Below are 12,194 nucleotides of genomic sequence, written 5' to 3'. Positions count from 1 at the left end.
CAGGATTGATCGCAGGAGCGGTCCTCGTCTTGATAGTCGGCGGCACCGGGAGGACCGGACTTCCCGAGTCCGATTCCACCCCGAGCCCCACCGGTCCGAGCAGCCCGGCCAGTCCGAGCAGCGAGGGGCTGCATGTCGAATGGCGTGCCCCCTGGACAACAATCGCTGGAAGATCACTCTGAGTGACCGCAGCACGGTCTATCTGTCATCGAGTGAGGGCGAAGACTGCAGTCTCAACGCGGCCTTTCCCGCATGCAAGAAGAAGGGATAGGCCCTAGAGAAGAACAGGGAGTCCCCGGAGCGGCGCACCACCGCTCCGGGGACTCCTACTCCGCGCTGGTCGCGGGCATCCCTGAGACATGTTGCAGGATGGTGGGATGCGCGCACGGCCGATCGCACCCGGGCTCGTCGTCGGGGAACTGGTGGGGCAGATCGACGGCGCGCCGCGCGACGCGTGGCGCCGGGTCGCGATCGATGGCCCGCCCGCCGCGGAGCCCTGGGCGCTCGCCGACGCGCTGGTAGAGCCGGTGCGCGAGGCGGGCCGCGACGTGGTCCGAGTGTCGGCCCGCGACTTCCTGCGGCCCGCGTCATTGCGGTACGAGTTCGGCCGGCACGACCCGGATGTCTACTACGACCACTGGCTCGACATCGCCGGGCTCGCCCGGGAGGTGCTGGCGCCGCTGGAGCCGGGCGGCACCGGGCGCGTGCTGCCGAGTCTGTGGGACAGCGCCTTGGACCGCGCGACGCGGGCCGAGTACACCCGGCTCGCCACCGGCGGCGTCCTCCTGCTGGACGGCTCCCTCCTGCTTGGGCGGGGTCTGCCGCTCGACCTGACCGTCCACCTGACGTTGTCGCCCGGCGCGCTCACCCGCCGCACCCCGGACGCCGACGCCTGGACGCTCCCGGCATTCGCCCGCTACGAACGTGAAGCCGATCCCGTGCGGACCGCCGACGTCGTCATCAAAACCGACGACCCACGCCACCCCGCCCTTATCGAAGCCGTGTAGCCGGGCGCCGTCACGTGGGGGCGGTGGTCGCACAACGCGGGCCCATGACCTGCGAATTCACGATGGCATTTCCTCAGTGGCCGGGGCGTGGCATCCCTCCCAGGACGGGGAAGGGTCAGCAGTGAAGGGGATGTGGCCAACCGGGGGGCTGTCATGGCGACACCCGAGAGGAACGACCTGATCGGACAACGAGCACCGTTCGACGTCGCCGATGCCGCGACCGTGCTGCTCGATGCGCAGGGAGTCGTCACGAGCTGGTCGCGGCGCGCTGCGGACCTGCTCGGCCACCCGGCGGCGAACGTCCTCGGACGGCAGGTCACCGCCCTGCTCACCCCCGCCGACGCGGCGCGTGTGCCCGCCATTGCGGAGCGGTGCCGGGCGGTGGGCAGCTGGTCCGGACTGCTCACGGCACGGCATCGCGACGGAGGCTCCGTCGGTGCGGAGGTGCACGTCATCCCTTTGAAGGATGCTCAGGGGCGCATGATCTGGCTGATTCTGGGAGTCGACGCGGCCTCGTCCGCAGGATCCACCATGGAACGGTCCGTACTGCTGGAGCGGATGGTCACCCAGTCGCCTGTCGGTCTCGCCGTCCTGGACACCGAACTGCGGTACGTGTGGTCCAACCCCGCTCTGGAGCAGTTCGGCGGTGGCACGGCCGAACAGCGTCGCGGACAGCGTTTGGAGGAGATCCAGCCCGGTGTGGACTCCGAGTTGCTCACGGCGTTGATGCGCCAGGTGCTGGAGACCGGGGTACCGGTTCTCGACTACGAATTCCTCGGCCGCATTCGCTCCCGCCCGGACCAGGAACGTGCCTTCTCCATGGATTTCATGCGCCTGGACGATGAGAACGGACGACCTCTGGGCGTGTGCTATTTCGTCGTCGACGTCACCGACCGCTACCGGTCGAAGCAGCGCCTGTCCTTACTGGATCGTGCCAGTGAGCACATCGGCCGTAGTCTCGACGTCATGCAGACGGCGCAGGACCTGGCCGACGTCGTCGTGCCCGACCTCGCCGAGTTCGTCGCCGTCGACCTGTTGGAATCAGTGCTGAGGGGCGCGGAGCCCACCCCCGGGCCGGGCGGCGACGCGGACACGGTCTCGCTTTACCGCGCCGGGCAGCAGTCCATCCACTCAGGTGTTCCGGAGGCCGTGGTCGCGGTCGGGAGCGTGGCGCACTATCACGCCTGGTCTCCTCCGATCCACTGTCTGACCAGCGGCACGTCCTGGCGATCACCAGAACTGGACCCTCTTGCCATGGAGTGGGCGGCCGACCTCGCGGAAGGCCGGGCCTCTCGCTTCGGCGAACTGGGCCTCCACACGTCGATGGTGGTGCCGATCCGCGCGCGGGGCATCACGCTTGGCATCGCCACGTTCTTCCGGCTGCGTGCCGAGCCCTTCGAGGACGAGGACCTCCGCCTCGCCGAGGACACCGTCGCCCGGGCGGCCGTCTGCATCGACAACGCCCGCCGCTACACCCGGGAGCGCGACGCCGCCCTGACGCTGCAGCGCAACCTGCTGCCCCGGCACATCCCCGAGCAGGACGCCGTAGAGGTCGCCTCCTGCTACCTGCCCGCGGACGAACTGACCGGCGTGGGAGGCGACTGGTTCGACGTCATTCCGCTGTCCGGAGCCCGGGTCGCGCTGGTGGTGGGCGAGGTCGTGGGCCACGGCATCGATGCCGCCGCCACCATGGGACGGGTGCGAGCCGCCGTACAGACCCTCGCCGATCTGGACTTCCACCCCGAGGAGGTGCTGGCCTACCTCGACGATCTGGTGGGCCGCGCCATGCGCAAGGAGCCGACCGGTCCATCGGCCGACGGCCCCTCGGCCAAGGGCACCAGTTGCCTGTACATCGTCTACGACCCGGTCAGCCGGCACTGCAGCATGGCCAGCGCGGGGCACCCCGCACCCGCCACCGTCGCGCCTGACGGCATCGTCAGCTTCCCCGACCTGCCGATCGGACCGGCACTGGGAGTCGGGGGCCCGCCTTTCGAGGCCATCGGACTCGAGTTGGAGGAGGGCAGCATGCTCGCCCTCTACACCGACGGCCTCCTCGCCGCCGGCGATGCGGGGCCGGATCGAGAGCGCCTGCGTCCTCTGCTGGAGGGAAGCCACCTGCGGCTCGACGGCCTGTGCCAGGCCGTCGTCGGCGGCCTGGCCCCCGCCCGTCCGCACGACGATGTCGTACTCCTGCTGGTCAGGACGCGCACCCTGGCAGCCGAGCGGGTCGCCTCCTGGGACCTGCCCGCCGACCCGGCAGTGGTCTCGCATGCCCGGGAGAGGGTCAGCCGGCAGTTGGGTGCGTGGGGGCTGGAGGAGCTCGCCTTCACCACAGAACTCGTCGTGAGCGAACTGGTCACCAACGCGATCCGGCACGCGACCGCGCCGATCCGGCTGCGCCTGATCCTGACCGGCACGCTGATCTGCGAGGTTTTCGACGGCAGCAGCACCTCCCCCCACCTGCGCCACGCGCGGGCGACCGACGAGGGCGGCCGGGGCCTGTACCTGATCTCGCAGTTCACCGACCGCTGGGGCGCCCGCTACGCCACCGAAGGCAAGATCATCTGGGCCGAGCAGCGCCTCACCCCCGACGGCTCTGACCCGGAAACCGAAGCGAAGACCGCTCCGGCCGCTCCCACCGGAAGCGCGCCGTGAAGTGATGCGGCGCGGTTGCGGGCCTGTGCGGCGTGCGCTGATTCGGTGAGGGGCGCCGCCGCGAAGAACTTGAAGCAGTGCAGGTCCCGATCGAGCAGGGCGAGGCCGTCCGCCAGGGTCTGGACGACGACGCACCAACTATCCGGGCACAGGGCCGCGCGGAGGCAGGCGTGGCATTAGGTCTAAGCGCTGCGACTGGTCCGCAAGGCCGCCCCAGGTTCGACATCAAGGTGGCGGACGGTCATCGCGGATCGCACCTAGGTGGCCGTCCGCCCCCGCAAAGTCGTGGGAGCTCACGCCGCCTCGCGTAGGGCAGCGCCGAACAGGGCGGTGACGGTCCGGGAGCGGTCGTTGCCGAACCAGCCCCATCCGGCGGACATGAGGGAGACGGTCCGCAGGCCGCGGCCGGACTCGGCGTCGTCGTCGGCGTCGGCCACGGCGGGTTCGGACGGTGCCCCCTCATCGGTTACGGCGACTACGACTGCACCGTCCCATCGGGTGATCTCGACGGTGAACGTCCCGCCGGGCTGGCCCGACTTGGTGTGCCGCAGGGCGTTCACCACCAGTTCGTCCACCGCGAGGAGCACATCGTCCAGTTGCGGGCAGCCTTCGAGAAGCGCCGTCGTGAAGCGACGGGCCGCACTGGCCTGGGAGAGTTCGCCGGGAAAGTCGCGGCGCCAGCGCTGCGCACTGACCGGGACGGACATGACGGATACGGGACAGGACATCAGATTCCTCAGCGCGTAGTGACCGGTTCGTCATCGTGCGTGTTCATCGTCACAGCACGCACCGGGACGCACACACAAATCTTCACGTCAGGCAGTGGATTCGCACGCTCACGACGCGTGAGTTGCCACTTCACGCGTGCACTGCACGAACGTCGCCCGAAGTGAACGTTCACGGACTCGGACGATGAACGCGGGGGCGCGCGAGGAGAGCCCCCGACAGAACCGATCCACCACCTCGATCAAGAACCTTGCAGATTGATGCGATGTTCGCGTCCCGACAATCCGTACGGCGAGAAAAGAGGACGTTCGGAGACAAAGGGCCATCACAGCGGCTACTGGCCCACCGACTCGCAGGAACATGAGGCGCATGCTTCGGACGGTGAACGTGCAAAGACTGAACGTTCGCGATTACATGGGCGATGGCGCCTCCAGAGGTCGACCCCGCACGCCCCTCGGATGCATGTCCGACATGTAGCAGAAAGGGCGATAGGTCCGCTATCGGGTTGATTGCGGATGGCAGGCCCCCGTCCCCCGGCGGAAAGGACCGAAAGCGTGGGCATGGACCGGCCCGGCACCGACACCCGCGTGGAGAACGCCGACAATCCCCAGCCCCCTGACCGTCCGCCGGCGCCCCCGCCCGACCGGCCCGGGGCGCCCGGCTCCCGGTCCCGCATCGCGGACCGCCGCGCGGCGAACGAGGGCGCGCTGGCCGAGACCGAAGCCCAGCAGACCGCCTCGCAGGAAAGCGGCACCGAGGAGAACGACGAGCAGCGGCAAGACGAGGCAACATCGTCCTCCGAGTCCACTGGCGAGGAACAGGACGCCGCAGCCGACGCGGAGACCACCGACGAGGATCGGGAGGTCGGCGAGAGCGAGGCCGAGCCGAGCACCACCACGGGCAAGGTGAAAGGGCAGGACGAGCGCGGCGAGGACCCCCGCGACCAGGAGGACGGCGAGCCCCTCGAAGAGACGCGCGACGACAGCAACCAGCCCGAAATCCCCAAACAGGACGGCAAGGACTCCCAGGATCAACAGTCACTCCCCGGCCAGGACGACCAGACGTTCGAGACCGGCGAGAAGCCCGAGGCCCTAGCCGAGCCACAGACCACCGAGGCCCCACCGGATAGCGGCGAACATGAGACCGCAGAGGCGGGACGAACTGACAGGCCCGGCGAGAAGCCAAGCACCAGCGAGGAACCCGCCACCGAAGACGCCTCCCGGACCGAGGTAGAGCCGACCGATCAGAACGAGCCCGCCCCCGCCCCGGCCGATCAACAGGACGGTGGCGCGGACCCGCAGTTGCCCGCCGAAGGCGGCGACCACCAGATCCCCGAGGACCTACCCCGTGCCGACGAAACGACAGACCAGCCCAATACACAGCAAATCCAGCTCCCATGGCCACCAGTCCAAGAAGGCATCACACGCTTGGCGACGCCGGTCCTCCACTTCGATGAGGCAAGGCTGCGCAACCTGCGCGAGAACCGTGATAGGAATGCCGAAGAACGGCCGGAAAGCCCGGCCACCACGAACAACGAACCAAACAAATACAGCTCCCTACCCGACATCCCTCGAACCGGAACACCCGGACGAGGTGAACTCCGCCCACCTGAGGAAGACCCTGAGGGTGACGAGTATTTCGAACCCGATCCCGAGAAGAGTCGCCGACGAGATCGGCTCGGACGAAGATTTGCCAGGTCATCCAATGATACCGTCGATGTCGGCAAGAAACTAAGCGACGGGATCGGTCGATTTCTCGACGACAATCCTCCCGGCCCACTAAAAACCGAAACGGGGAAAAGTACTCCAATCGAATTTCATTCCGCACATTCACAGATGAAATTCGGGGATGCGACTATCGGCGGAGTGGTCGGTGTAGTGGTGCTAGCAAAAGCCACTATGCGGACGTATAGTGCCGCCAAGGAAAAGATAAGAGCAAGTCAAGGAAGGCAAAATGCCGGTAACGGATGAGCAGATAGCCACACTCGAAGCTCAACTGGCGGGGCGCACCGACGAGCACCGCCGCCTGCTCGATCAGCTTGACCGAGCAGAGGCCAGCACCGGCTACTCCGCGCTGGTCGCGGCCGGCGTGTTCGAGGCTGCCGATCGTCGCTTCATGCAGGGCGGAACACCTGCGCCAGATTCAGACGTCATCGACTTTGTCGCCACCGTGCGCGCCTCCTCCCAAGCCGCAACGGAGGCACTGGACCCGCAGATCGCCGAGCGTATCATTCTCGCCGCGCTAGGAAAGGGCGAGATCGATGACATCGACGACAACACTGTGATTGGGCATCAGATGTTCCTGCTCGCGGCATTGGTCGCCGATGAGCATTTCAATGCCGAAGAACTCAGCACCTTCCTGACGCAGGCTCGGGAGACGGCAGACCATTGGCTCGCACAGTAGTCGACTGTTCAGGAGTCCAAATTGGGGACGAGCATGTTACGGCATTACGCTCACTCCTCAACGGCGAACCCGATGCCTGGGAGCCATTTCGGGTCGCGACATCCGAGACAGAGGCCATCCCATATACCGTGATGCTGTATGCAGCGTTCGGCGTTGCGGTACGGCGAAAGTTCTCGGCGGGCTACTCAATTCCGGACGTGATCCGCTTCGTAGCGGACATGCGGATCGCTTATGGACGGGACGTAAGCCCGATCCATCCTGGGGTAGCCGAGGGAATGATTCGTGAAGCGCTGGGCGACCCGAGCTTTGAGGACTTCGATCCTCAAGACGTCGAGGCTGTCATGGGTGCTGAGGCCGCCATCCTAGACACCTTGCTTGACGAGGCGAACTTCGATGAGGCAGGGCTTGAGGAGTTCATCAAGGACGCTGCCCAGTTCGCCAGCGGCTGGGTCGCAGCTCGGCAGGGTTGAGCGCCGGAAGATTGACTGAAAGTGAAAGTGGGACCGGCGCCCACGATGGACCTCCATCGGCCGAGCGCGCCGGTTGTACCAGTGTCGGCATGTATGGCCCGAACGTCTGGTCAATGTGGCAAGAGTTTGCCGGGGTGAAACCTGAACGTTCACCTGTCGGGATGACTGAGCACTTGTGGGCACGACACAGGGACAATGGAGCCGTAGCCAGGACGCTCTGGGACTACCCCAAGGTCGACTGAGCCACACCCCTGACCAGGTAAGCCAAGCCTAGGAAATCCGGCTCGGAGGGACACGCGCGTACCGATTCACATAGTCGAGGCTCATCGGACACTATGTTCCCTGAACAGGTTGACATGTTCGATACAGAAATGTAGCTACGTTCGGCCCGAACGACCCACTCATTCTCCGGTCCGGGATCACGATCATCGTGTACACAAAGTAGTGACACGATCACGTTCCTGCTCCCCGGGGGTCGACATGGTCAGCCCGTTCATACGACGCCGGCGTCTCGCGGACGAACTCCGCACACTCCGCGAAGAGCGTGAGATGACGGCGGATGAACTCGCTAAGCGCATCCACTACTCACGCATGAAGGTCAGCCGTCTGGAGAACGCCCACGGCCGCCCCGATGTCGCCGACGTCATCACGATCCTCAACACACTTGAGGTCAACGAGAGCAAGTGGACGGAGGTCGTCCGCCTCGCCCATGAGGCAACGAGAAAAGGGTGGTGGGACGCCTACGGCAACGCGATGGGGGCTAGACACCGGCTCTACGCCGACATTGAGTCAGGTGCGGCCACCATCCGCGAGTACAACCTCAGCGCGATCCCGGGCATCCTTCAGACGCCCGAGCTCACATCCAGCCTCATCGAGATTACAAAGAGGGAAGGAAGGCTCGACTTCAATCCAGCGAAGATGGTAGAGGCTCGTCTCAGGCGACAGCAGGAAATTCTCCGTCCCGGTGGGCCAAAGTACGAGTTCATTATCGACGAGGGGGTCGTCCGACGTCGCACCGTCCCACGGGACGTCATGGCGGCCCAACTTCAGCACATCGTCACGGTGATGATGGCCGAGCCGCAGCTCACCACGCGGGTACTGCCCATCAACGCCGATATGGAAGGAGCATTGCTCCCTAAGGCCACCTTCGCGCTCTACACGTTCCCGGATCCCATCGATCCACCCATGGCCATCGTGGACACGATCACCACTGACCTCATTCACACCGAGCGGCGTGAGGTAAGGCGGTATATACAGAGATACGAGGACCTCACCCGAGGAGCGCTTTCACCAGAGGACAGCCTAGCGCTCCTCACCGAGGCCGCTGAACTGCTGATAGACGAGGTGGGACCCCCGAATGACGAATGAGTACACCCGGTGGCGCAAGTCTCGGCACAGCGAGCCCAACGGTTCGTGCGTAGAGGTGGGGAGGGCAGCGGACGGCACGATCGGCGTCCGCGACACCAAAGAACGAGGAAGCGGCCCGATCCTGGAGTTCACCCGGCCGGAGTGGGCGGCCTTCCTCGAGTTCCTTCGGTCCACCTGACATTCCGTAGCAGGATGTGCCGGAGCGGTACCGGCTGTGGGACCGGCTGCATGACCCGTTCCGTCGCTGGCTGCGCACGGCGCCTGGTACCGGATCTTCACGCGGCTCCAGCGCCTCGGTCGACACCAGGGGCCCCGAACAACGGGTCATCAATCGGCTCTGCCCTCGTGCGCCCGTCGGCATGGGCCGGAGTGCAGAACAGGGATGTAAGAGCGGCTGACCTGCGGCGTCGTCACCTGGCCAGCCGGCGAAGCGTCCACACTGCCGGTGTCAAGGGTGCTGACTAGGATGGTCGGAACAGCGTGTCCGGAAGGGCCGGTCCGTCTACGGCTCTGGCATGAACATGCTGGTGGAGGCGAGGCAGCGATGGACTTCGAGTCCGCGCACGGCGGCAGAGCCGGCCGGTCGGCGGACGACGATCTGCGGCGAGGGTGGGTGGCCGACCTGCCCTCCGATGCGGACGTGACCAAGGTGCTCGCGCTGGCCCTGTCGCATGCGGTCGCCGGCGTCGGCGGCCTGGGCGGGCTGGTCCACCTGGCCGGCCGGGAGCCGGGCAGCCTCGACCTTGCCGCGGCCATCGGCCTGCCCCCGGACCTGATCGAGGAGTGGGACCACCTCACCGACAACGCCGCGCCTGGACTGGCGCCGGCCCGCGCCGTCGCCACCGGGCGCCCCTTCTGGTCACAGGCCCGTCCCCATGCCGCGGCCAGGACGTGGAAACACCCGCGGGGCGTGCTGTCCGTCCCCCTCATCGCGGGCGGAGCGCCGATCGGCGCCCTTTCGGTTCTGGCCGATCGTGAACCGCCGCAGGACCGCACCGATTACCTGCGCGAAATGGCCGGGCTCGTCGGGGAGCGGCTGGGCGGCGCCCGGCGCTGGCGCAGCGCCGAGACCCGGTGGTGGGAGATCGGCGCCGACGAGACCCCCGCCGCCCGCCGGATGATGCGCTCGGTGCAAGCCGGCCGCTGGTCCCGGGACCTGGCCACGGACCTGATCGACACGGACGACACCACAGACGGATTGCTCATCAAGGCCGGCATCGATCCGCACGGCTGGGATCACCACATGCAAACCTGGCTGGCCCACGTCCACCCGGCCGACCGCGACCAGGTCTTGCGGGAGTCCGCGCGCGCCCAGCGTGAGGAGGCGCCGTATGTGGTGGAGTACCGCGTCCAGGACTCCTCCGGACGGCTCTCCTGGCTGCTCGTCTGCGGCTGGTGGGAGCACGACGACACCGGGCGGACCGTCCGGATTACGGGCTATGCCTGGGACATCACGGACCGCCGCAGCTCGGAGACGTGGCTGGCGGCACTGACCGACTCCTATCCGCTGCCCACCTACGTGATCACCGCGGACAACCGGGTGACGTGGGCCAACGCGGTCGCGCGAGAGGTGGCGGCCCGGCAGCGCGCCGACATCGTGGGCCGGGCCCTGTGGGAGGTGTTTCCTTCGCTCCGCGAACAGGGGGCGCCTGACCTCCTCGCCGCCGCCCGCGCCGCTCCCGGCCGGCCCGCCGTCAAGACCGTGACGTTCTGGGACGAGTTCCGCGGCGAGGGCGGCGGCCTCGGCCATTACGAGATCGCCGCCGTAGGCATCGCCGACTACACATCCGTCACACTCACCGACGTAACGGAAAAGGCGGAGGCCGCCGAGGCGGCCGCCGAGCGCCGCGAGCGCCTGACCGGCCTCAACGCCGCTCTGATCCACGCACGCTCCCCGCGGAACGTCGTGGACGCCGTCCTCGCCCACGTCGTGCCCCTGGTCGCCGCCGACGGCGCGCTGATCCATTCCCTGACCGGGCCGGAACCGGAGGTCGCCGGCTCCTACGGCTACCCCCCGGAGTTCCTGGAGAAGATCGCCACCCACCGCTGGCCGGAGCTCATGGGGGCGACCGCCGTCGCCGACGCCCGGATCCAGTTCGTCGGCTCCCCCGACGCTCTGCATGAGCGGTGGCCGCACCTGGTGCCGCTGGCCCGTATGGGCCGTAAGAAGGCGTGGGCCGTCATCCCGTTGGTGACGGCCGACGCACAGGTCGGCAGCCTGGTCCTGAGCTGGGATGCCCCCCGCGTCTTCGATGCGGACACCGAGGCCCTGCTGGGCACCATCGCGGTGGCCCTGGCCCGGGCCGCCGAGTACGAAGAGGCGCGAGCGCGGGTCGAGCGATTGCAGCGCGATCTGGTGCCCGGCCGGCTGCCGGCGCTCACCGCCGTGGCCGTGGCCGCGCAGTACCGCACCGCCACCGGCACGGGTCTTGGTGGGGACTGGTACGACGCCATCCGGCTGCCCGGCGGCCGCACCCTGGCCGCCGTGGGAGACGTCAGCGGGTACGGCGCGGACGAGCCGAGTGTGATGGGCATCCTCCGCCAGGCGATCACCGCGATCGCGGCGCTGGATCTCCCGCCGGACGAAATCCTCGCCCACCTCAATGACGTGGCACTGCGGCTGGGGTCACAAACCCTCGATCCGGTCCGGGCCACGGTCCTGCTCGCGCTGTACGACCCGACGACCGGCGTCGTGTCGATCGCCAGCGCCGGCCACCCGCCCCCGCTGTTGATGACCCCCGGCCGGCCTCCGACCGTGCTGGACGTGTCCATCGGTGCGCCCCTGGGGCTGCCGCACGTTCCGCCGGAGACCACCGATGTCACCCTGGCTGCGGGGACGTTGCTCGCCCTGTACACAGACGGGCTGCTCGGCGCCGACCCGGATCCCGCACGCCTGGGAGCGGTGATCACCCGCCACGCGGCCACGGCCCCTCCGCCAGCGGATCCTGCCCAGCGTACAGCGTGGCTGGGGGATCTGTGTGACACCGCGATGACCACCCTGCTGCCTGAGACGCGCGCCGATGACGCTGCCCTCCTGGCGCTGGTCGCCGACCGTGTACCGGCCGAACACATCGCCTCCTGGGACATGCCGCGTGAACCCGAGTCCGCACCGACCGCCCGCGCCGCGGTCGACGACCACCTGGCCCACTGGGAGCTGGACGATCTGGCCTGGCCCATCGATCAGGTGATCAGCGAGCTGGTGGGCAACTCCGTCCGTCACGCAGCGGGGATCGGCGTCTCCGCGTCGGACCCCGCCGCCGGCGACATCCGCGTGCGGCTCCTCCGCCTGGAGGACGAACTGATCGTTGAGGTGTACGACGGCTCGGAGGCGGCACCGCACGTCAGACATCCTGCATACGATCAGGAATTCGGTCGTGGTCTGCCCATCGTCAGCTTCCTTTCCAACCGCTGGGGCGCCCGCCATACCGGATCCAGGGACCCGGACGTGGACGACTCCGCCCGCCGGAATGCCAGCAAATGCGTATGGGCCGCCTTTGCTCTCGGCACAGGCGACTGAAGCGCGAACGTCGCTGCGAACCCGGCGGCCGCGTCCAGTGAGCCGGAT

9 protein-coding genes are annotated in these 12,194 nt (G+C 67.7%); 8 read left to right on the top strand and 1 reads right to left on the bottom strand.

Features of this window, described 5'->3' with window-relative positions; genetic code table 11:
- The first annotated feature begins 377 nt into the window (after positions 1-377).
- Entirely contained in the window at positions 378-1,007 is a 630-nt protein-coding gene (locus tag ACQPXG_RS20665; RefSeq protein ID WP_433469329.1) for a uridine kinase, read from the top strand.
- A gap of 153 nt (positions 1,008-1,160) precedes the next feature.
- Positions 1,161-3,662 carry a SpoIIE family protein phosphatase gene (locus ACQPXG_RS20660; protein ID WP_433469328.1) on the top strand — a complete coding sequence of 834 codons (2,502 nt, stop codon included), beginning with the start codon at positions 1,161-1,163 and terminating at the stop codon, positions 3,660-3,662.
- Positions 3,663-3,955: 293 nt separating this feature from the next.
- Here ACQPXG_RS20660 and ACQPXG_RS20655 read toward each other — a convergent pair whose 3' ends face one another.
- Positions 3,956-4,369: an ATP-binding protein gene (locus tag ACQPXG_RS20655; protein WP_433469327.1), complete on the bottom strand. Its 414-nt coding sequence runs from the start codon at positions 4,367-4,369 to the stop codon at positions 3,956-3,958.
- Positions 4,370-4,942: 573 nt separating this feature from the next.
- Between ACQPXG_RS20655 and ACQPXG_RS20650 the strand changes: the two genes are divergently transcribed.
- From ACQPXG_RS20650 to ACQPXG_RS20625, 6 genes are all read left to right on the top strand, one after another.
- On the top strand, positions 4,943-6,358 hold the full coding sequence (locus tag ACQPXG_RS20650) for a hypothetical protein (RefSeq protein ID WP_433469326.1): 1,416 nt from the start codon (positions 4,943-4,945) through the stop codon (positions 6,356-6,358).
- Entirely contained in the window at positions 6,342-6,791 is a 450-nt protein-coding gene (locus ACQPXG_RS20645; protein ID WP_433469325.1) for a hypothetical protein, read from the top strand. Before ACQPXG_RS20650 ends, ACQPXG_RS20645 begins: the two co-directional genes overlap by 17 nt.
- Before the next feature lie 131 nt (positions 6,792-6,922).
- Positions 6,923-7,261, top strand: a complete 339-nt coding sequence (locus tag ACQPXG_RS20640; RefSeq protein ID WP_433469324.1) for a hypothetical protein — start codon at positions 6,923-6,925, stop codon at positions 7,259-7,261.
- Between the two features lie 480 nt (positions 7,262-7,741).
- On the top strand, positions 7,742-8,629 hold the full coding sequence (locus ACQPXG_RS20635) for a helix-turn-helix domain-containing protein (RefSeq protein WP_433469323.1): 888 nt from the start codon (positions 7,742-7,744) through the stop codon (positions 8,627-8,629).
- On the top strand, positions 8,619-8,807 hold the full coding sequence (locus ACQPXG_RS20630; RefSeq protein ID WP_433469322.1) for a DUF397 domain-containing protein: 189 nt from the start codon (positions 8,619-8,621) through the stop codon (positions 8,805-8,807). Before ACQPXG_RS20635 ends, ACQPXG_RS20630 begins: the two co-directional genes overlap by 11 nt.
- A 366-nt stretch (positions 8,808-9,173) precedes the next feature.
- The gene (locus tag ACQPXG_RS20625) at positions 9,174-12,146 is read left to right on the top strand and encodes a SpoIIE family protein phosphatase (RefSeq protein ID WP_433469321.1); all 2,973 of its coding nucleotides are present in this window, start codon (positions 9,174-9,176) and stop codon (positions 12,144-12,146) included.
- Positions 12,147-12,194: the final 48 nt, after the last annotated feature.

This window comes from Spirillospora sp. CA-128828 (assembly GCF_050945415.1).
Lineage (GTDB): Bacteria > Actinomycetota > Actinomycetes > Streptosporangiales > Streptosporangiaceae > Spirillospora.
This window is presented reverse-complemented; position numbering and strand designations above follow the sequence as displayed.